General features: G+C 70.0%; 18 protein-coding genes. 14 read left to right on the forward strand and 4 right to left on the reverse strand.

Annotated features, from left to right (window positions below; genetic code table 11):
* Nucleotides 1–10 precede the first annotated feature (10 nt).
* A complete protein-coding gene (locus tag RE421_RS06885; RefSeq protein ID WP_309816358.1) occupies nt 11–643 on the forward strand; it encodes a hypothetical protein in 633 nt (210 codons plus the stop codon).
* 112 nt (nt 644–755) lie between these two features.
* On the opposite strand, the gene RE421_RS06890 is transcribed toward RE421_RS06885, so the two are convergent.
* The 4 genes from RE421_RS06890 to sdhC are packed head-to-tail and all read right to left on the reverse strand — an operon-like array spanning nt 756 to nt 4282.
* On the reverse strand, nt 756–1544 hold the full coding sequence (locus RE421_RS06890) for a succinate dehydrogenase iron-sulfur subunit (RefSeq protein WP_309816360.1): 789 nt from the start codon (nt 1542–1544) through the stop codon (nt 756–758).
* Entirely contained in the window at nt 1544–3331 is a 1788-nt protein-coding gene (gene sdhA, locus RE421_RS06895; RefSeq protein ID WP_309816363.1) for a succinate dehydrogenase flavoprotein subunit, read from the reverse strand. Before sdhA ends, RE421_RS06890 begins: the two co-directional genes overlap by 1 nt.
* Before the next feature lie 54 nt (nt 3332–3385).
* Nucleotides 3386–3871 (reverse strand): succinate dehydrogenase hydrophobic membrane anchor subunit, encoded by a 486-nt coding sequence (locus RE421_RS06900; protein WP_309816366.1) that lies wholly within the window; start codon nt 3869–3871, stop codon nt 3386–3388.
* Between the two features lie 3 nt (nt 3872–3874).
* Nucleotides 3875–4282 (reverse strand): succinate dehydrogenase, cytochrome b556 subunit, encoded by a 408-nt coding sequence (gene sdhC / locus RE421_RS06905; RefSeq protein WP_309816368.1) that lies wholly within the window; start codon nt 4280–4282, stop codon nt 3875–3877.
* A gap of 219 nt (nt 4283–4501) precedes the next feature.
* Between sdhC and RE421_RS06910 the strand changes: the two genes are divergently transcribed.
* The 13 genes from RE421_RS06910 to RE421_RS06970 all read left to right on the forward strand — a co-directional run bounded on the left by RE421_RS06910 (nt 4502) and on the right by RE421_RS06970 (nt 19839).
* The gene (locus RE421_RS06910; protein ID WP_396134608.1) at nt 4502–5659 is read left to right on the forward strand and encodes a mannose-1-phosphate guanylyltransferase; all 1158 of its coding nucleotides are present in this window, start codon (nt 4502–4504) and stop codon (nt 5657–5659) included.
* Complete coding sequence (locus RE421_RS06915) at nt 5659–6897, forward strand: amidohydrolase (RefSeq protein WP_309816371.1); 1239 nt, start codon at nt 5659–5661, stop codon at nt 6895–6897. Before RE421_RS06910 ends, RE421_RS06915 begins: the two co-directional genes overlap by 1 nt.
* Before the next feature lie 178 nt (nt 6898–7075).
* Nucleotides 7076–8221: a BMP family ABC transporter substrate-binding protein gene (locus RE421_RS06920; RefSeq protein WP_309816374.1), complete on the forward strand. Its 1146-nt coding sequence runs from the start codon at nt 7076–7078 to the stop codon at nt 8219–8221.
* A gap of 148 nt (nt 8222–8369) precedes the next feature.
* Complete coding sequence (locus RE421_RS06925) at nt 8370–9893, forward strand: ABC transporter ATP-binding protein (protein ID WP_309816377.1); 1524 nt, start codon at nt 8370–8372, stop codon at nt 9891–9893.
* Entirely contained in the window at nt 9890–11284 is a 1395-nt protein-coding gene (locus RE421_RS06930) for an ABC transporter permease (protein WP_309816380.1), read from the forward strand. The genes RE421_RS06925 and RE421_RS06930 overlap by 4 nt, the downstream gene beginning before the upstream one ends.
* A complete protein-coding gene (locus RE421_RS06935; RefSeq protein ID WP_309816383.1) occupies nt 11281–12609 on the forward strand; it encodes an ABC transporter permease in 1329 nt (442 codons plus the stop codon). Before RE421_RS06930 ends, RE421_RS06935 begins: the two co-directional genes overlap by 4 nt.
* A 94-nt stretch (nt 12610–12703) precedes the next feature.
* Nucleotides 12704–13207 carry a cytidine deaminase gene (locus RE421_RS06940; protein ID WP_396134636.1) on the forward strand — a complete coding sequence of 168 codons (504 nt, stop codon included), beginning with the start codon at nt 12704–12706 and terminating at the stop codon, nt 13205–13207.
* Nucleotides 13204–14532 carry a thymidine phosphorylase gene (locus RE421_RS06945; RefSeq protein ID WP_309816386.1) on the forward strand — a complete coding sequence of 443 codons (1329 nt, stop codon included), beginning with the start codon at nt 13204–13206 and terminating at the stop codon, nt 14530–14532. The genes RE421_RS06940 and RE421_RS06945 overlap by 4 nt, the downstream gene beginning before the upstream one ends.
* Nucleotides 14533–14648: 116 nt before the next feature.
* Nucleotides 14649–15332 carry a DedA family protein gene (locus RE421_RS06950; RefSeq protein ID WP_309816388.1) on the forward strand — a complete coding sequence of 228 codons (684 nt, stop codon included), beginning with the start codon at nt 14649–14651 and terminating at the stop codon, nt 15330–15332.
* Nucleotides 15325–16545, forward strand: a complete 1221-nt coding sequence (locus tag RE421_RS06955; RefSeq protein WP_309816395.1) for an adenosine deaminase — start codon at nt 15325–15327, stop codon at nt 16543–16545. Before RE421_RS06950 ends, RE421_RS06955 begins: the two co-directional genes overlap by 8 nt.
* A 7-nt stretch (nt 16546–16552) precedes the next feature.
* On the forward strand, nt 16553–17398 hold the full coding sequence (locus RE421_RS06960; protein WP_309816399.1) for a MazG nucleotide pyrophosphohydrolase domain-containing protein: 846 nt from the start codon (nt 16553–16555) through the stop codon (nt 17396–17398).
* A 63-nt stretch (nt 17399–17461) separates the two neighbouring features.
* Complete coding sequence (gene eno / locus RE421_RS06965) at nt 17462–18745, forward strand: phosphopyruvate hydratase (protein WP_309816402.1); 1284 nt, start codon at nt 17462–17464, stop codon at nt 18743–18745.
* A 185-nt stretch (nt 18746–18930) separates the two neighbouring features.
* A complete protein-coding gene (locus RE421_RS06970) occupies nt 18931–19839 on the forward strand; it encodes a septum formation initiator family protein (RefSeq protein ID WP_309816406.1) in 909 nt (302 codons plus the stop codon).

The raw sequence follows: 19839 nt of genomic DNA on the forward strand, positions 1-19839 counted from the left end.
GGGTAACACCATGACCGAGAATCCACAACAGCCCTACGGGGCCCAGGGACAGCAGCAGCCCTACGGCAATCCGGCCTTCGCGGGGCAGGACCAGCCCGGCTCCAAGTACGGCACGTCCGCCTATGACTCCGGCGCCGTCGGCCAACCGATGGCGGAGCCGAAGAAGTGGGGGCTGCTCAAGACGCTGACCCTCGTCTCCTTCGCCGCCTACGTCATCTCCGGCATCCTGGGCTTCTTCGGCCTGGACGAGGAGACCATCCGCACCCAGCTCCAGGACCAGATGGAGGCGCAGGGCCAGGCCGTCTCCGGCGAGCAGCTCGACCAGATCGTCAGCGCCGGCGTGGTGGGCGGGATGGCCTTCGCCATCGGCAACCTCGTCGTGGCCGTGGTCCTGTACCTGGTCGTGTTCTTCGGCCTGCGCAAGGCCAAGAACTGGGCCCGGATCCTCGGCACCGTGCTGGCCGCCGTCGGGGCCCTGGTCACCGCCTACGGCCTGTTCGGCATCGGCACCATGATGGACGGCAACGCTGCCCTCGGCATCGTCTCGCTGATCCTGAGCATCGCGTACATCGTGGTGAACATCGTCTGGATCGTCATCGCGTTCTCCAAGGAGAACAACGCGTACGTGGCCTCCCGCGCCTGAGGCAACCGGCCGCCGTCGTGCCCTAGACGGCAACGCAGAAGCCCCCCGGAGAACTTCTCCGGGGGGCTTCTTCGTGCTCAGCGCCGGGCGTGCCGGGCAGGCGGGGGAGGGGTCAGAACGCCCCGGCCAGCACCGCCTGCTTGACCTCGGCGATGGCCTTGGTCACCTGGATGCCGCGCGGGCAGGCCTCCGAGCAGTTGAAGGTGGTGCGGCAGCGCCACACGCCCTCCTTGTCGTTGAGGATCTCCAGGCGCATGTCACCGGCATCGTCGCGGGAGTCGAAGATGAAGCGGTGGGCGTTGACGATGGCTGCCGGGCCGAAGTACTGGCCGTCGGTCCAGAACACCGGGCAGGAGGAGGTGCAGGCGGCGCAGAGGATGCACTTGGTGGTGTCATCGAACCGCTCGCGCTCCTCGGCGGACTGGAGGCGCTCCTTGGTGGGCTCGGGGCCCTTGTTGACCAGGAACGGCATGATCTCGCGGTAGGACTGGAAGAACGGGTCCATGTCCACGATCAGGTCCTTCTCCACCGGCAGGCCCTTGATGGGCTCCACCAGGATGGGCTTGGACAGGTCGAGGTCCTTCAGCAGGGTCTTGCAGGCCAGGCGGTTGCGGCCGTTGATGCGCATCGCATCGGAGCCGCAGACGCCGTGGGCGCAGGACCGGCGGAAGGACAGCGTGCCGTCGATGTCCCACTTGACCTTGTGCAGCGCGTCCAGCACGCGGTCGGTGCCGTACATGGTGATCTTCCATTCGTCCCAGTAGGACTCCTCGGAAGATTCGGGCAGGTAGCGGCGGACCTTGAGGGTGACGTCGAAGCTCGGGATCTCCCCGGCTCCGCCCTGCTCACCCAGATCGACCTTGGAAGGTGCTTCCGCGGGTTCGTTGGTAGTGGTGCTCATCAGTACTTACGCTCCATCGGCTGGTAACGGGTGACAACGACCGGCTTGGTCTCGGACCGGATGCCCTTGACCCCCTCCATCTCGGAGTTCGGGTCGCGGTAGAGCATGGAGTGCGTCATCCAGTTCTCGTCGTCACGGTCCGGGTAGTCCTCGCGGTAGTGGCCGCCGCGGGATTCCTTGCGGTGCAGGGCCGCCACGGTCATGGCCTCGGCCATGTCCAGCAGGTAGCCCAGCTCCAGGCCTTCCAGAAGGTCCAGGTTGAACCGCTTGCCCTTGTCCTGCACCGAGACGTTCTCGTAACGCTCGCGCAGGGACTCGATCTCCGCCAGGGCACGGCGGATGGACTCGTCGGTGCGGAACACCTGCATGTCCGCATCCATCACGTCCTGCAGTCGGGCCCGCAGTTCGGCCACGCGCTCGGTGCCGGTGGCAGAGCGCAGGTGCTCGATGTGCTCGACCGTCGCTGCCTCACCGTTCTCGGGCAGCTCGACGAAGTCGGCGGTCGCGGCGTACTCGGCGGCGTAGATGCCGGCACGGCGGCCGAAGACGTTGATGTCCAGCAGCGAGTTGGTGCCCAGGCGGTTGGAGCCGTGCACGGACACGCAGGCCACCTCGCCGGCGGCGTACAGGCCCGGGACCACGGTGTCATTGTCCTGGAGGACCTCGGCCTTGATGTTGGTCGGGATGCCGCCCATGACGTAGTGGCAGGTCGGGAAGACCGGCACCGGCTCGGTGTACGGCTCCACCCCGAGGTAGGTGCGGGCGAACTCGGTGATGTCCGGGAGCTTGGCGTCGATGTGTGCCGGCTCCAGGTGCGTCAGGTCCAGCAGCACGTAGTCCTTGTTCGGACCGCAGCCGCGGCCCTGGCGGACCTCCTCGGCCATGGACCGGGCCACGATGTCACGCGGGGCGAGGTCCTTGATGGTGGGGGCGTAGCGCTCCATGAAGCGCTCACCGTCCGCGTTGCGCAGGATGCCGCCCTCGCCGCGGGCAGCCTCGGAGAGGAGGATGCCCAGGCCGGCCAGGCCGGTCGGGTGGAACTGGATGAACTCCATGTCCTCCAGCGGCAGGCCGTTGCGGTAGGCGATGGCCATGCCGTCGCCGGTCAGGGTGTGGGCGTTGGAGGTGGTCTTGAAGACCTTGCCCGCGCCGCCGGTGGCGAAGACCACGGACTTGGCCTGGAAGACGTGCAGCTCGCCGGTGGCCAGCTCGTAGGACACGACGCCGGCCACGCGCTTCTGCGTGAAGGGTGTCCCGTCCGGGCGGGTGCCCGGCTCGTCCACCATCAGCAGGTCCAGGACGTAGAACTCGTTGTAGAACTCGACGTCGTGCTTGACGCAGTTCTGGTAGAGCGTCTGGAGGATCATGTGGCCGGTGCGGTCGGCCGCATAGCAGGCGCGGCGGACCGGGGCCTTGCCGTGGTCTCGGGTGTGCCCGCCGAAGCGGCGCTGGTCGATCCGGCCCTCCGGGGTGCGGTTGAAGGGCAGTCCCATCTTCTCCAGGTCGAGCACCGCGTCGATGGCCTCCTTGGCCATGACCTCGGCGGCGTCCTGGTCCACCAGGTAGTCGCCGCCCTTGACGGTGTCAAAGGTGTGCCACTCCCAGTTGTCCTCTTCCACGTTGGCCAGGGCGGCGCACATGCCGCCCTGGGCGGCACCCGTGTGGGAACGGGTGGGGTAGAGCTTGGTCAGCACCGCTGTGCGGGCGCGCTGACCGGATTCGATCGCCGCGCGCATGCCGGCGCCACCGGCACCGACGATCACGACGTCGTACTTGTGTACCTGCATTCGTTGGGTTCTTTCTGCTTGAGAAGTCTCGGTGGTTCTGGGGGTGGGCCGGCGTCAGAGGGTCTCACAGAAGGCCGGGGAGGCCTCCAGGAGGTTGCCCGTCGCATCCGTGAGGCACGGCTCGAAGGTGAAGATCACCAGGGTGCCCAGGACGATGATGACGACGGTGGCCGCGTAGAGGACCATCTTGAGCCAGAACCGGACGCCGTCACGCTCGGCGTAGTCGTTGATGATGGTGCGCACGCCGTTGGTGCCGTGCAGCATGGCCAGCCACAGCATGGCCAGGTCCCAGAACTGCCAGAACGGATCCGCCCACTTGCCGGCCACGAAGCCGAAGTCGAGGCCGTTGATGCCGTCCCCGACCATCAGGTTGGAGAACAGGTGGACGAAGATCAGGGCCACGAGGGCCACGCCGGAGATGCGCATGAACAGCCAGGTCAGCATCTCGAAGTTGCCGCCCGTGGACGTGCCGCGGGTGTACTTGGGGTCGATCCGCCCCGTGCGGGGGGCGGCGATCGTGGATTCAGCGGTGGCAGTCATGGCTCAGTGACCTCCGAGGGCAAGCATCAGGTGGCGGATGGCGAAGGCGGCGAGGGCGATGACCCACACGACCACGACGGTCCAGAGCATCTTCTTGTGGTGCTTGGTGCCGCCCTTCCAGAAGTCCACCAGGATGATCCGCAGGCCGTTGAAGGCGTGGAACATGATGGCGCCGACCAGGCCGACCTCGCCGACCGCCATCAGCGGGTTCTTGTAGGTGCCGAGCACGGCGTTGTAGGCCTCCGGCGAGACCCTCACCAATGAGGTGTCCAGCACGTGGACCAGCAGGAAGAAGAAGATGACGACGCCGGTGATCCGGTGGATCACCCACGACCACATGCCCTCGTTGCCGCGATAGAGGGTCCCACGGCCGGACTTCGCCGGGGCCTGCGCTGATGTCGCAGTTGACACTGTTAAACCTCCCAGGGATTGCAAGGGCGCCTGTGCCACCTCCAGTGGGCACATGGAAACGCCGGTGCGAGTGCATTCCTCCACGACAGACTAGTCCTTCTTGGCGTGCAGGTCCCCTTTTTGACCCGTCCCGGCCCCGGTGTGGCACGGGTCACCGAGGGCGGGGTACGGGTGGGGCGCTGCCGGTCCGGCGGACGCCCGTCACCTATGCTGTGCGATGTGACGACTGACCCTGAACTCAATGGCCAGCCCGCCGCGGACCTCTCCGGCACTCCGGGGCTGGATCGCTTCTATGGTGTGATTCCCGCCGGTGGTGTGGGGACGCGGTTGTGGCCGCTGTCGCGGGCTGCTGCCCCGAAGTTCCTGCATGATCTGACGGGTTCGGGACAGACCCTGATCCGGGCCACGTATGACCGGTTGTCCGCGTTGGCGGGGGACCGGGTGATGGTGGTGACCGGTGAGGCGCATGAGGATGCGGTGCGGGAGCAGTTGCCGGATCTGGCCGGGGTGGACACGGTGCTGGAGCCGGAGCCGAAGGACTCGGCGGCGGCGATCGGGCTGGCGGCGGCGATCCTGTTCGAGCGGGATCCTCAGACGATCATGGGGTCCTTCGCGGCCGATCAGGTGATCACCCCGGTGGAGGAATTCCAGGAGGCGGTGGCCGAGGCGGTGGCCACGGCGGCCACGGGGCGGATCGTGACGATCGGGATCCGGCCCACGCATCCGGCCACGGGGTTCGGGTACATCCAGCAGGGTGAGGATCTGGCGGTGGCCGGTGCCCCGCATGCCAAGAGTGTGGCGGCGTTCGTGGAGAAGCCGGCCGAGGCGGTGGCGAAGGAGTATGTGGCCTCGGGGGAGTATCTGTGGAATGCGGGGATGTTCGTGGCGCCGGTGTCCTTGATGCTGCAGCACCTGGCGGCGCATGAGCCGGACCTGCATGCGGGCGTGGTGGAGATCGCGAAGGCCTGGGGGACGGACGCGCAGGCGGAGACGATGGCGCGGGTGTGGCCGGGGTTGAAGAAGACGGCGATCGACTATGCGGTGGCGGAGCCGGCGGCGGCGGCCGGGGATGTGGCGGTGATCCCGGCGGGGTTCACGTGGGATGACGTGGGGGACTTCGCGGCGATCGCCCGGTTGAATCCGGCCAAGCGGGCCTCGGGGATCACGGTGATCGGGGAGACCCCGCGGGTGTATTCCTCCAAGGCCTCGGGGGTGGTCGTGACGGACACGGCGCGGGTGATCGCGTTGATCGGGGTTCAGGACATCGTGGTGGTGGACACCCCGGACGCGTTGCTGGTGACCACCACCGAGCACGCGCAGTCCGTGAAGCAGGCCGTGGAATCCCTCAAGGCCCACGGCGACGACGACGTCCTCTGATGTCCGAGTCCCGCCCCGTCCTGGACGATCCCGGACTGCCCCGGGTGACCCCGCTCGTGGCGCAGCTCGAGCCCACCGTGGTGGACTTCCGCCGGGACCTCCACGCGCATCCTGAGCTGTCCTATGATGAGCACCGCACCACGGACCGCATCCTGCAGACCCTCTCCGCCGCCGGACTGTCGCCGGTCAGGCTCGAGGACACCGGAGCCTATGTGGACATCGGCTCCGGGCCGATCGTGCTCGGCCTGCGCGCGGACATCGACGCGTTGCCGCTCACGGAGCAGACCGGGCTGGAGTACGCCTCCCGCACCCCGGGCGTCGCCCACGCCTGCGGCCATGACCTCCACACCTCGGTGATGGCCGGCACCGCCCTGGCCCTGCATCGGATCCTGGGCGACGACGGCCGGCCCGGCCCCGACTTCGCCCACCTGCCGCTCGCCGGCCGGGTGCGCATCATCTTCCAGCCGGCCGAGGAGCGCCTGCCCGGCGGCTCGCTGTCCGTCATCCGGCAGGGCACCCTCGAGGGGATCCCGCGGATCCTGGCCGCGCACTGCGAACCCCGGTTCGACGTCGGCACGATCGGCACGCGCATCGGCGCCATCACCTCGGCGGCGGACACCATCAAGATCAGCCTGTCCGGCCGCGGCGGACACACCTCGCGTCCGCACCTCACCGAGGACCTCGTCTACGCGCTGTCCGAGATCGCGGTGCAGGTGCCCGCGGTGCTGAACCGGCGCATCGACGTCCGCTCTGCGGTCTCCGTGGTGTGGGGACAGATCAACGCGGGGGCGGCGCCCAACGCCATCCCCGGCTCCGGCTACCTGGCCGGGACCATGCGGTGCCTGGACGCCGCGGTGTGGGAATCCGCCGGCGACCTGCTGGACGAGGTGGTCCAGCAGGTCGCCCGGCCCTTCGGCGTGAAGGTCCACCTCGAGCACATCCGCGGCGTCCCCCCGGTGGTCAACACGGAGGCCGAGACGGACCTCATCGAGGACGCGGCCCGCTACGAGCTCGGCTCACGGGCCATCCAGCTCACGCCGCAGTCCATGGGCGGGGAGGACTTCGCGTGGATGACCCAGCAGGTCCCCGGGGCCATGCTGCGGCTGGGGACCCGGACCCCGGGCGGACCGGTCTACGACCTGCACATGGGGGACTACGCCCCGGACGAGCGGGCGATCGGGGTGGGCATGCGGATCTTCACGGCCGCCGCCCTCCGGACGCTCGCCGGGGTGCAGTGACCCGGCCGGTGACCACGTCGTTGCACGATTCGGTCCCGATGTCTGAAGCGTTTCCTGCCAACTTTGGGTAAACTCCCCGGTAACTGTCCGTCATCTGGGCGCGGACACCAGCGCAGGCCGGCCGTTGACTGACCCGCCCGCACGCCTGAAGCCCACTCACTCGCACCGAAGGATCATCATGGGCATCGCCTCCCCCCTGTCTCGCAGGTCATCTCGAAAGGCACTCCTGCCGGCCGCCGTCCTGGGCCTGTCCGGCCTGCTCCTCGCCGGCTGCGGCGCGGCCCCGGAGGAATCCGGGGACGGTTCCGCCGCCGCCTCGTCCGAGGGCTCCGCCGTGGGCGCGGACAACTCCGACTACAAGGGCTGCATCGTCTCCGACCAGGGCGGCTTCGACGACCGCTCCTTCAACCAGTCCTCCTACGAGGGCCTGATGGCGGCCGAGGAGGAGTTCGGCATCGAGACCCTCGAGGCGGAGTCGACCTCCCCGTCCGACTTCACCCCGAACGTCAACTCCATGCTGCAGGCGGACTGCAACATGATCATCGGCGTGGGCTTCCTGCTCGGTGACACCATGAAGCCGATCGCCACTGACAATGCAGAGACACACTTCATGGGCGTGGACGTCACCGACCCGGAGTTCCCGGACAACGTCAAGCGCCTGATCTATGACACGGCCCAGGGCGCCTTCATGGCCGGCTACCTGGCCGCCGGCACCTCGGAGACCGGCAAGGTCGCCACCTACGGCGGCGCCGAGATCCCGACCGTGACGATCTTCATGGACGGCTTCGCCGCCGGCGTGGAGTACTACAACGAGCAGAAGGATGCCGAGGTCGAGGTCCTGGGCTGGAACCGCGAGGCCAAGACCGGCTCCTTCACCGGCGACTTCGAGAACCAGGCCGCGGGCAAGACCAACACCTCCAACTTCATCAACGAGGGCGCGGACATCATCATGCCCGTGGCCGGCCCGGTGGGCCTGGGCACCCTGGACGCCGTGACGGAGGCCAACGCCGGCGGCAGCCAGGCCAAGGTCATCTGGGTCGACTCGGACGGCTTCGAGACCACGGACAACGGGGAGATCATCCTCACCTCCGTGGTGAAGCTGATGGGCGAGGCCGTCAAGGACGTCATCGAGTCCGACCTGGCGGACGAGTTCGACGGCGAGCCCTACGTTGGCACCCTGGAGAACGGCGGCGTCGACATCGCCCCGTTCCATGACTTCGACGCCGAGGTCTCGGAGGAGATGAAGTCCGAGCTCGAGGAGATCCGGGCCGGGATCATCGACGGATCGATCGAGGTCGACTCGGACTACTCGCCCGAGGTCTGATCGCCGGACCGGCCCTGCCGACGGGCCACGCGGTGGGGCGGCCTGCGGGCCGCCCCACCGTCCTTTCCCTGAGATGATCTCTCCCGAGGACGATGATCTTCCCTACGAACACTGCAATGGTCCGGGAGGCCAGAATGGCTGGAGCACCGTGAAACTCGAGTTACGCGGCATCACCAAGAGATTCGGCGCCTTCACGGCCAACGACTCGATCGACCTGACGGTCGAGTCGGGCCAGGTGCACTCCCTGCTCGGGGAGAACGGCGCCGGCAAGTCCACCCTGATGAACGTCCTGTTCGGACTCTATGAGCCGACCGCGGGCGAGATCCTGGTGGACGGGACCCCGGTGCGGTTCAGCGGACCCGGCGAGGCCATGGAGGCCGGCATCGGCATGGTGCACCAGCACTTCATGCTGATCCCCGTGTTCACGGTGGCGGAGAATGTGGCTTTGGGCGACGAACACACCCGCGCCGCCGGCCTCCTCGACCTCGAGGCCACCCGCCGCAAGATCCGCGAGATCTCGGATGAGTACGGCTTCCACGTGGACCCGGACGCCGTGGTGGAGGACCTGCCCGTGGGCGTGCAGCAACGCGTGGAGATCATCAAGGCCCTGGTCCGGGACGCGCGCGTGCTGATCCTGGACGAGCCCACGGCCGTGCTGACGCCCCAGGAGACGGACGAGCTGCTGGACATCATCCGCCGGCTGCGGGACAACGGCACGGCGATCGTCTTCATCTCCCACAAGCTGCGCGAGGTCAAGGCCATCTCCACCGTGATCAGCGTGCTGCGCCGCGGCCGGATGGTCGGCACCGCGGACCCCAGCGCCGAACCCTCCGAGCTGGCCGCCCTCATGGTCGGCCGCGCCGTGGAGCTGAACACCACCAAGTCCGCCCCGGAACTGGGCGAGGAGACCTTCACCGTCAAGGACCTGACCGTGCTGAGCCCCGAGGGCGTCCGCCTGGTGGACCGGGTCTCCTTCTCCATCCGCCAGGGCGAGGTACTCGCCGTCGCGGGCGTGCAGGGCAACGGCCAGACCGAGCTGACGGAGGCCATCATGGGCCTGCTCAAGGCCCAGGGATCCATCCGCCTGGACGGCGAGGAGATCCTCGGCCGCACCACCCGGCAGATCATCCGGGCCGGCGTCGGCTACGTCCCCGAGGACCGGTCCACGGACGGGCTCGTGGGCTCCTTCACCGTGGCGGAGAACCTGGTGCTGAACCGCTTCGACCGCGCGCCGGCCGGCGGCCGGTTCCAGCTCAACCTCAAGGCCATCCGGGACCTCGCGGAGCGGCGCGTGCAGGAGTTCGACGTCCGCACCCAGGGCGTGGACCTCCCCGTCGGCACCCTGTCGGGCGGCAACCAGCAGAAGGTCGTCATGGCCCGGGAGCTGGCTGACGACCTCAAGCTCTTCATCGCCTCCCAGCCCACGCGCGGCGTGGACGTCGGATCCATCGAGTTCCTGCACGACCGCATCATCCGCGAGCGGGACTCCGGCACCCCGGTCATGATCGTCTCCACGGAGCTCGACGAGGTCCTGGACCTGGCGGACCGGATCGCCGTGATGTACCACGGCCGGATCATCGGGATCGTGCCGGGTGACACCTCGCGGGACGATCTCGGCCTGATGATGGCCGGCGTGGACCCGGCCACCACCTCGAAGGGAGACACGGCATGACCGCCGCCACCACCGAGAGCCGGGCCGGCAGCGGCTCCCGGCGCTTCTCCCTGCAAGATGTCCTGGCCGGCAACAGCACCGTCACCGTGCTGGCCATCGTGCTGTCCCTCGTGATCAGCGCCCTGCTCATCGTCTTCACGGACGAGGACGTCATCGAGGCCTCGGGGTATCTCTTCGCCCGTCCCGGTGACGCCCTGACGGCCGCCTGGGCCGCCGTGTCCTCCGCCTACGCCGCCCTGTTCCGCGGCGCGATCTTCAACTACCGCGGGGACACCTTCAGCCAGGGCATCTACCCGCTGATGGAGTCGCTGACGGTGGCCACGCCCCTGATCATCATCTCCCTCGGCATCGCCATCTCCTTCCGTTCCGGACTGTTCAACATCGGCGGCCAGGGGCAGATGATCTTCGGCGCCATGTTCGCCACGTGGTTCGGAGTCCACCTGCAGCTGCCCGTGGGACTGCACCTGATCCTGGTGCTCATCATGGGCATCCTCGGTGGTGCCCTGTGGGGCGCCGTGGTGGGCTTCCTCAAGGCCCTCACGGGGGCCCACGAGGTCATCCTGACGATCATGCTCAACTACGTGGCCATCCACCTGGTCACCTACTTCCTGTACACCCCGGTGCTCCAGCGTGAGGGGTCCACCAACCCGGTCTCGGACTTCCTGCCGGCCTCGGCGCTGTTCCCGCCACTGTTCGGGGACTCCTTCCGGCTGCACTGGGGCTTCGTGGTGGCACTGCTGGCCACGGCCTTCGCCTGGTGGCTCATGCAGCGCTCGACCGTCGGCTTCCAGCTGCGCGCCGTCGGTGCCAACCCGGACGCGGCCCGGACCGCCGGGGTGCCCGTCAAGCGCATGTACGTGATCGCCATGGCCGTCTCCGGCGGGCTGGCCGGTCTGGCCGGCATGGCGCAGGTCTCCGGCACGGAGCGGATGCTCAACACGGACGTGGCCGGCTCCTTCGGCTTCGATGCCATCACGGTGGCCCTGCTCGGACGCTCCAACCCGATCGGCGTGGCCGCGGCCGGGCTGCTGTTCGGCGCACTGCGTGCCGGCGGTGTCACCATGCAGACCGAGACCGGTGTGCCCATCGACATCGTGTTGATCATCCAGTCGATGATCGTGCTGTTCATCGCCGCGCCGCCGCTGGTACGCCTGATCTTCCGGCTGCCGGCCCCCGGCGCCCTGCAGGCCCGCAGGTCGGCGGACCCCGTCACCCAGCCGGCCCTGGCCGGCGCCGCCGCAGCCACCACGGCCACCGCCGGCGGCCACACCGCCCCCTCCGAGTCGGCCGGGATCGGCCAGAGCCCGGAAACGGACGACGCCGGACGGTCCGGTGCCAGCCCCGCGGACGCGGCCAGTACCACCCCCGACGCGGAAGGCGAGCAGCGATGAGCACCACCGTGACCTCACCCGGCGGTCCCAGCCCGGCCGACCCGGCTGACGGGGCGGTCTCCACCGCCACGGCGCCGACCACGGACGTCGTCCGCCACTGGACCACGCCGATCGCCTTCGCGGTGCTCACCGTGGTCTCCCTCGTGGTCTTCGCGCTGAACGCCTCGGGCGCCTCGGCCACGTTCCGCATCTCCACGGACGCCGACGCCGTCCGGATCCCGGACCTGGTGGCGCCCACCGTGCCCCTCGGGTGGACCGTGACGGTCCTGCTGGCGGCGCTGACCGTGTGGGGCGCCCGCCAGGTGCGCCGGTCCGGCACCGTCGCCGGCTGGGTCTCCGCCGTGTTCGCCGCCCTGTTCGTCATGGGTTTCCTGGTCTGGGTGGTCGGCGCGGCGAACACCACCACGGTGTTCCTCACCGGCCTGATCGCCGGGTCCGTGACGCTGGCCATCCCGCTGATCTTCGGCTCCATGGCCGGTGTCCTCTCGGAGCGTGCCGGCGTGGTGAACATCGCGATCGAGGGCCAGCTGCTGGCCGGCGCCTTCACGGCCGCCGTCACCGGCTCGGTGACCGGGTCGGTCTGGGCGGGCCTGGTGGCCGCCGTCGTGGCCGGTGTGCTGGTCTCCGTGCTGCTGGCGGTGTTCTCCATCCGCTACCTGGTCAACCAGATCATCGTCGGCGTGGTGCTCAACGTCCTTGTGGCGGGCCTGACCAGCTTCCTGTTCAGCACGGTGCTGGCCTCGAACTCATCTGCCCTGAACTCCCCGCCGCACTTCCCCTCCCTGCGGATCCCGGGGCTGGCGGACATCCCGATCCTCGGTCCCATCCTGTTCGACCAGACCCTGCTCGGCTACGGCATGTACCTGATCGTGATCGCCCTGTACATCGGCCTGTTCCACACCCGGTGGGGCCTGCGCGTGCGTGCCGTCGGCGAGCACCCCAAGGCCGCGGACACCGTGGGCATCAACGTCATCCGCACCCGGTACGTCAACGTGCTGCTCGGTGGCGCGATCGCCGGCCTGGGCGGGGCCTTCTTCACCCTGGTCTCCGCCTCCTCGTTCTCCAAGGAGATGACCGCGGGGCAGGGCTTCATCGCCCTGGCGGCCGTGATCTTCGGCCGGTGGAACCCGCTGGGGGCCTTCTTCGCGGCGCTGCTGTTCGGCTTCACCACCAACATGCAGTACGTGCTGGCCATCCTCGGCACCCCGGTCCCCAGCCAGTTCATGGCGATGCTGCCGTATCTCGTGACGGTCCTGGTGGTGGCCGGGCTGGTCGGCCGCTCGCGTGGCCCGGCCGCCGCGGGCTCGCCCTACGTCAAGGAATAGTGAAGGAGTAGCCGTGGAACAGCACGAGTACGGATCCGGCGAGCAGCCTGCCGGCTGGTTCGACCGCCCGATCGCCGACCCGTTCGAGGACGACATCCCCCTGACCGCCTCCCTGCCGCGACTGACCCGCACGGGCTCCGGCATCGACTGGGAGCGGCTGGAGTCCACGGCGCGGGCCGCCATGACGCGCGCCTACGTGCCGTACTCGAGGTTCCCGGTGGGGGCGGCCGCCCTGGTGGAGGACGGCCGCGTGGTGGCCGGGTGCAACATCGAGAACGCCTCCCTGGGTTTGACCCTGTGCGCCGAGTGCTCCCTGGTGTCCAATCTGCAGATGACGGGCGGCGGCCGGCTGGTGGCGTTCTACTGCGTGGACGGCAACGGGCAGGTGCTGATGCCGTGCGGCCGGTGCCGCCAGCTGCTCCTCGAGTTCCAGGCCCCCGGCATGCGCCTGATGGGACCGGACGGCGAGCTGACCATGGAGGACATCCTGCCGCACGCCTTCGGGCCCGCGGACATGACGGGGATGACGGAGCAAACCCAGCAAACCCAGCAGGCCCAGCAGACACACCCACCCCACCCGACCGAGAGGACCCGATGACCCGGACCGCAGAACCCTTCGACGCGATCGAGGTCATCCGCGCCAAGCGGGACCGCCAGCGGCTCAGCGACGGGCAGATCGACTGGGTGGTGGACGCCTACACCCGCGGCGTGGTGGCGGACGAGCAGATGTCCGCCCTGGCCATGGCCATCCTGCTCAACGGCATGGACCGGCCGGAGATCGCCCGCTGGACGAATGCGATGATCGCCTCGGGCGAGCGGATGGACTTCTCGCAGCTGCGCGGGCCCGACGGCGGCGTCAAGCCGACCGCGGACAAGCACAGCACCGGTGGCGTGGGAGACAAGATCACCCTTCCGCTGGCACCGCTCGTCGCGGTGTACGGCGTGGCCGTACCCCAGTTGTCCGGCCGCGGGCTGGGCCACACCGGCGGCACCCTGGACAAGCTTGAGGCCATCCCCGGCTGGCAGGCCAACCTGTCCAACGAGGCCATGATGGAGCAGCTCTCCTCCCTGGGTGCCGTGATCTGCGCCGCCGGGTCCGGGCTGGCCCCGGCGGACAAGAAGCTGTACGCGCTGCGGGACGTCACCGGCACGGTGGAGGCGATCCCGCTGATCGCCTCCTCGATCATGTCCAAGAAGATCGCCGAGGGTACCGGTACCCTCGTGCTGGACGTGAAGTGCGGCTCGGGGGCGTTCATGAAGACCGAGAAGACGGCCCGCGAGCTGGCCCGCACCATGGTGGACCTCGGGCAGGACGCCGGGGTGAACACCTCGGCCCTGCTCACGGACATGGACACCCCGCTCGGGCTGACCGCCGGCAACGCGATCGAGGTCGCGGAATCGGTGGAGGTCCTCGCTGGTGGGGGACCGGCCGACGTCGTGCAGCTGACCGTGGAACTGGCCCGCGCCATGCTGGCCGGTGCCGGTGTGACCGGCGTGGACCCGGCCGAGGCCCTCGCGGACGGCCGCGCGATGGACGTGTGGCGCAGGATGATCTCCGCCCAGGGCGGCGATCCGGACGCCCCGATGGCCGCCGCCCGCGAGTCCCACGTGGTCACCGCGCCGGAATCCGGGGTGCTGACCCGCCTGGACGCCATGGCCGTGGGCCTGGCCGCGTGGCGGCTCGGGGCCGGGCGCACCCGCAAGGACGCGCCCGTCCAGGCCGCCGCAGGGGTGCGGATGCACGCCAAGCCGGGGGACACGGTGCAGGCCGGGCAGCCGCTGCTGACGCTGCTGACCGACACCCCGGAGCAGTTCGACCGCGCGCTGGCCGCACTCGAGGACGGCTACGAGGTGGCCGCCGCGGGCACCGCCGCGGCGGACGGCTTCACCCCGAGGCCCCTGATCCTCGACCGCATCGGGTGATCGGCGCAGGAGCCGATCGCGGGTCATCCGGAACGCACCCGGAACGCACCCGGAACCGCCCCGGATCCGGGGCCGTCTGGGACCGGGCACCCAGCTCCGGTCGCTAGGCTGAGCGCGTGTTCGAGCTCATCGAGGAAGCCGTCCTCCACGCCGCCGGGCAGTGGTGGGTGCTCCTCGCCGTCTACCTGCTGTGCACCATCGACGGCTTCTTCCCCGTGGTGCCCTCCGAGTCCGTGATCGTGGCGCTCGCCTCGATCTCGAGGACCGCGGACACCGTGTCCCTGTGGTGGGTCTGGCTGATCGGGGCCCTGGGGGCCATCACGGGCGACCAGATCGCCTACAGCCTCGGCCGGACCATCGGGATCGAGCGCTTCCGCTGGATGCGGACGCGCAGCGTGCGGCGCGCTGTCGGCAGCGCCCGCCGCGCCCTGGACAGCCACGGCGCCATGGTGATCTGCACCGCCCGGTACATCCCGGGCGGCCGGGTGGCCGTGAACTACACGGCCGGGGCCACCGGCTACCCCCGGCTCCGGTTCACCCTGCTGGACGTCTTCGCCGCCTTCCTCTGGTCCGCGTACTCGATCGGCATCGCCAAGGCCACCACCGGGTGGCTGGACAACACGCTGCTGCAGATCACGGTCGCCGTCGTCGCGGCGGCCGCCGTCGGCTGGGTGGCGGACCTGGTCCTGAAGCGGGTCCTGGCGCGGCTGGCCTCCCGCCACGCAGCGGCTGAACCGGTCGAGCAGGCCGAGCAGGCCGAGAAGTCATCGGCCCCTGCCGTAGACTCGGCCCGTGACTGACGCGATCGAATTCTCCGCCCCCTCTCCCCTCGACGTCGACCTGGCAGCGTTGCCCAAGATCAGCCTCCACGACCACCTCGACGGCGGCCTGCGGCCCGCCACCGTCCTGGAGCTGGCCGGACAGATCGGCCACGAGCTGCCCGCTGACACTGCCGACTCCCTGGCCCAGTGGTTCACCGAGTCCGCGAACTCCGGAACGCTCGAGCGCTACCTCGAGACCTTCGACCACACGATCGCCGTCATGCAGAGCACCGAAGGCCTGCAGCGCGTGGCCCGCGAGTTCGTGGAGGACCTGGTGGAGGACGGCGTGGTCTACGCCGAGATCCGCTGGGCCCCGGAGCAGCACACCGCCGGTGGACTGAGCCTGGACGAGGCGGTGGAGGCCGTCCAGGCCGGACTCGACGAGGGCGTGGCCGCCGCCGAGGCGGACGGCACCCCGATCCGGGTGGGCCAGCTGATCACGGCCATGCGCCAGAACGAGCGGTCGCTGGAGATCGCCGAGCTCGCCGTGCGCCACCGTGAGACCGGCGGCTCCGGCGCGGTGGGCTTCGACATCGCCGGCCCCGAGGCCGGCTTCCCCCCCTCCCGGTTCACCGAGGCCTTCACCTGGCTGGCCACCCAGCAGTTCCCCGCCACCGTCCACGCCGGCGAGTCGGACGGGATCGAGTCCATCCAGGACGCCCTCGTCAACGGGCGGGCGCTGCGCCTGGGCCACGGCGTGCGCATCGCGGACGACATCACGGTGGAGTTCAACGCCGCTGACGAGAACGGCGAGCAGGTGGGGGAGGACAACGCCCTCGTGGACCTCGGCGCCACCGCCGCCTGGGTCCGCGACCGCGGCATCGCCCTCGAGGTCTGCCCCTCCTCGAACCTTCAGACCGGGGCCGTGGCCGCCTACGGCGGCACCGTCTCCACCCACCCGATCGACATGCTGGCCCAGCTGGGTTTCCGCGTCACCATCAACCCGGACAACCGGCTGATGAGCGGGGTGTCCCTGACGGACGAGCTCTACCTGCTCGCCGAGGTCTTCAACTACTCCCTCGAGGAGCTGCTGGACTTCCAGCTCAACGCGGCCGAGGCCGCGTTCCTGCCGCTGGAGGACCGGGAGGCCCTGGCCGAGCTGCTCGTGGAGTCCTGGGGCGACGCCATCTCCGGGGGCGCGGACGGCGAGGGTCCGGTGCGCCTGGAGGCCATCGACGACGAGGACGAATGAGCCGCCCGTGAGCGAGTCCGTCGACCGGCTCATCTGGGTCGTCGCCCGGCTGCGGGAGCACTGCCCGTGGACGCGGCGGCTCACCCATGACGTGCTGACCGAGTACCTCGTCGAGGAGGCGTACGAGGCGGTCGAGGTCATCGAGTCCGTCCCCGCGGCCGACTGGCCTGCCGCCCCGCTCGCGGACGGCACCTACGAGCGGCTGCGCCTGGAGATGGGGGACGTGCTGTTCCAGGTGGTCCTGCACGCCGCCATCGCCCAGGATGCCGGCGGTTTCACCTTCGACGGCACGGTGGAGGCCATCACGGCCAAGATGATCCGCCGCAATCCGCACGTCTTCCACCCGGACGGCACTCTGCTGCCCGCCGAGGAGCTCGCCACGACCTCCATCGGGGACATCGAGAAGACCTGGGAGCGGATCAAGCGGGCGGAGCGTGAGGCGGCTGCGGCGGTGGCGGGCGCGCCCTCGGACGCGCAGAACCCGGGGGAGGGGCGCGACGCCGGCCCGGCACCCGGGCGGGAATCCTCGCCCGCCGCGTTCGCCGAGGTCCCGGCGCAGCTGCCCGCGCTGGCGGCCGCCGCAAAGGTGGTGGACCGGGCCGCCCGGCAACCGGTGGACCCGCTCGGCGGACCCGGCCGGCCGCCGTCGGGCCTGGGCTCCGCCTCGCTGGGCTCCGCCTCGCCGGACTCCGCCGCCTGGGAGGCGGTCCTGCAGGACGAGGCCGCGCTGGGGTCGGCGCTGTTCGGCCTGGTCCAGCGGTCCCGGGCCGCGGGGCTGGACCCGGAGCGGGCGCTGCGGCGGCACCTGACCCGGCTGCGTCACGACCTCTCGGGCCCCGCCGCGACGGGATAGGCTGAACCCGCGTTGCACCCCGCGCCGCCGCCACCGAAGAGAACCCTTCAAAGGAGACCGCACATGGCCCTGATCGACGCCATCCATTCCCGTGAAATCCTGGATTCCCGCGGCAACCCCACCGTGGAGGTGGAGGTCCTGCTGACGGACGGCTCGTTGGGTCGGGCGGCGGTGCCCTCGGGCGCCTCCACCGGCGAGTTCGAGGCCGTGGAGCGCCGGGACGGGGATCCGGAGCGCTACCTCGGCAAGGGCGTGCTCGGTGCGGTCAACGCCGTGATCGAGACCATCGCGGATGAACTCGAGGGCGAGGACGCCACGGACCAGCGCCTGATCGACGCCCTGATGATCGACCTGGACGGCACGGAGAACAAGTCCACCCTCGGCGCCAATGCCATCCTCGGCGTCTCCCTGGCCGTGGCCGGCGCCGCCGCCGCCTCCTCGGACCTGTCCCTGTTCAAGTACCTGGGCGGGCCGAACGCCCACGTGCTGCCCGTGCCGATGATGAACATCCTCAACGGCGGCGCCCACGCCGACTCGAACGTGGACATCCAGGAGTTCATGGTCGTGCCGGTCGGCGCCCCGAGCTTCTCCGAGGCCCTGCGCTGGGGCGCCGAGGTCTACCACACGCTCAAGAAGGTCCTGCAGGAGCGCGAGCTGGGCACCGGCCTGGGGGATGAGGGCGGCTTCGCCCCGTCCCTGGAGACCAACCGGGCCGCCCTGGACCTCATCACCGAGGCCATCACCCGCGCCGGCTACACCCCCGGCGAGGAGATCGCGCTGGCCCTGGACGTGGCCTCCTCCGAGTTCTGCGAGAACGGCTCCTACACCTTCGAGGGTGAGCAGAAGACCGCGGACGAGATGATCGCGTACTACGAGGACCTCGCGGCGAACTACCCGCTGGTCTCGATCGAGGACCCGCTGGACGAGAACGACTGGGAGGGCTGGGCCCGCCTCACCGCCGCCCTCGGCCAGAAGGTCCAGCTCGTGGGCGACGACCTGTTCGTCACCAACCCCGAGCGGCTGCAGCGCGGCATCGACGAGGCCTCCGGCAACGCCCTGCTGGTGAAGGTCAACCAGATCGGTTCGCTGACCGAGACCTTCGACGCGATCTCGCTGGCCCAGCGCCACCAGTTCCATTGCATGATCTCCCACCGCTCCGGCGAGACGGAGGACACCTTCATCGCGGACCTGGCCGTGGCCACCAACGCCGGGCAGATCAAGACCGGCGCGCCGGCCCGCTCGGACCGCGTGGCCAAGTACAACCAGCTGCTGCGCATCGAGGAGGAGCTGGGCGACGCCGCGATCTACGCGGGCGCCTCGGCCTTCCCGCGCGCCGGCCGCGGCTGACGCCCTACCCCCCCCACCCTCACGGTGCGGGCAGGACGGACCGCCGCGTTCTGCCCGCAAAGTGCTGGGGACCCGGCGCGCTGCCCCGACGACCGGCCGTTCAGCCGTTATCGTCAAAGGGACCCGGGCGGCTACCGGGTTTTCACATCAGGTGTCGGTCTCTGATCAGCATGCGGGAGGTACAGGTGGCAACTCGTCGTCCTCGGGTACCCAAGACCTCCCAGCGCCGGTTCGCGGAGGTCGGCGCGGGCGCCTCCTCCCGGCCGGTCGCCGGCCATGCCGGGTACGACGCCGGCCACTCGCCGCGGTTCGAGGGCGGCGGTTCCCCGTCCCCCACCGTGGGCGGATTCTCCGCGAAGGTCATCCCGCTCGACGCCGCGCCCTCCCGGCACGCGTCCTCGGCCGCCCCGGAGAGCGATGCCGCGGAGCTGGACACTCCTGAGACCGTTGCCGCCGACGCCGCCGGGGCCGACGCCGCTGAGGCGGAGTCCGCGGCCGGGACGGAGCTGGCCGCTGACCCGGAGCCGGCCGTCAAGCCGGAGTTGACCGCTGAGCAGCGCCGCGCCGAGGCGCGCCGCACCCTGCTGAGCCGTTCCACCCCCCGGCTGCGCCGCCGCGGCCCACGCCGGGCCTCGCCGGCGGCACCGGCCTCCTCGGTCTCCCCGGCGTCCCAGGCCCCTCCCGAGGCCCCGACGGTGGTGGAGCCCGTCCCCGCCCGCAACTTCACCGGCCGCTCCGTGGCCTTCCTCGTGGTGCTGTTCGTGGCGGCGGTGCTGCTGGCCCCGACCCTGCGGGTGTTCCTGGACCAGCAGGCCGAACTGCGCTCCGTCCGGGAGGACATCGCCGCGGAGCGCCAGCTGGAACAGGAGCTCACGAACGAGATCGCCCGCTGGGACGATCCGGCCTACATCCAGCAGCAGGCCCGCGAACGCTTCAACCTCGTGATGCCCGGCGAGCAGACCTACATGGTCATCGGCGGCGATGAGGCCGTGGAGGACCCGGTGCCCGCGCCGGCCAGCCCGGGTGAGGTCAACCCGGACCTGCCGTGGGCGGATGCCCTCTGGGACTCCGTGGTGCGCGCGGGGACGGACTAG

The organism is Citricoccus sp. I39-566 (assembly GCF_031432995.1).
GTDB lineage: Bacteria > Actinomycetota > Actinomycetes > Actinomycetales > Micrococcaceae > Citricoccus > Citricoccus nitrophenolicus_A.

What these genes read in the sequence shown, in the direction of transcription:
- RE421_RS06885 (WP_309816358.1), top strand. Translation starts at nt 11, where the DNA reads ATGACCGAGAATCCACAACAGCCCTACGGGGCCCAGGGACAGCAGCAG.
- RE421_RS06890 (WP_309816360.1), bottom strand. Translation starts at nt 1,544, where the DNA reads ATGAGCACCACTACCAACGAACCCGCGGAAGCACCTTCCAAGGTCGAT.
- sdhA (WP_309816363.1), bottom strand. Translation starts at nt 3,331, where the DNA reads ATGCAGGTACACAAGTACGACGTCGTGATCGTCGGTGCCGGTGGCGCC.
- RE421_RS06900 (WP_309816366.1), bottom strand. Translation starts at nt 3,871, where the DNA reads ATGACTGCCACCGCTGAATCCACGATCGCCGCCCCCCGCACGGGGCGG.
- RE421_RS06915 (WP_309816371.1), top strand. Translation starts at nt 5,659, where the DNA reads ATGTCCGAGTCCCGCCCCGTCCTGGACGATCCCGGACTGCCCCGGGTG.
- RE421_RS06920 (WP_309816374.1), top strand. Translation starts at nt 7,076, where the DNA reads ATGGGCATCGCCTCCCCCCTGTCTCGCAGGTCATCTCGAAAGGCACTC.
- RE421_RS06930 (WP_309816380.1), top strand. Translation starts at nt 9,890, where the DNA reads ATGACCGCCGCCACCACCGAGAGCCGGGCCGGCAGCGGCTCCCGGCGC.
- RE421_RS06935 (WP_309816383.1), top strand. Translation starts at nt 11,281, where the DNA reads ATGAGCACCACCGTGACCTCACCCGGCGGTCCCAGCCCGGCCGACCCG.
- RE421_RS06945 (WP_309816386.1), top strand. Translation starts at nt 13,204, where the DNA reads ATGACCCGGACCGCAGAACCCTTCGACGCGATCGAGGTCATCCGCGCC.
- eno (WP_309816402.1), top strand. Translation starts at nt 17,462, where the DNA reads ATGGCCCTGATCGACGCCATCCATTCCCGTGAAATCCTGGATTCCCGC.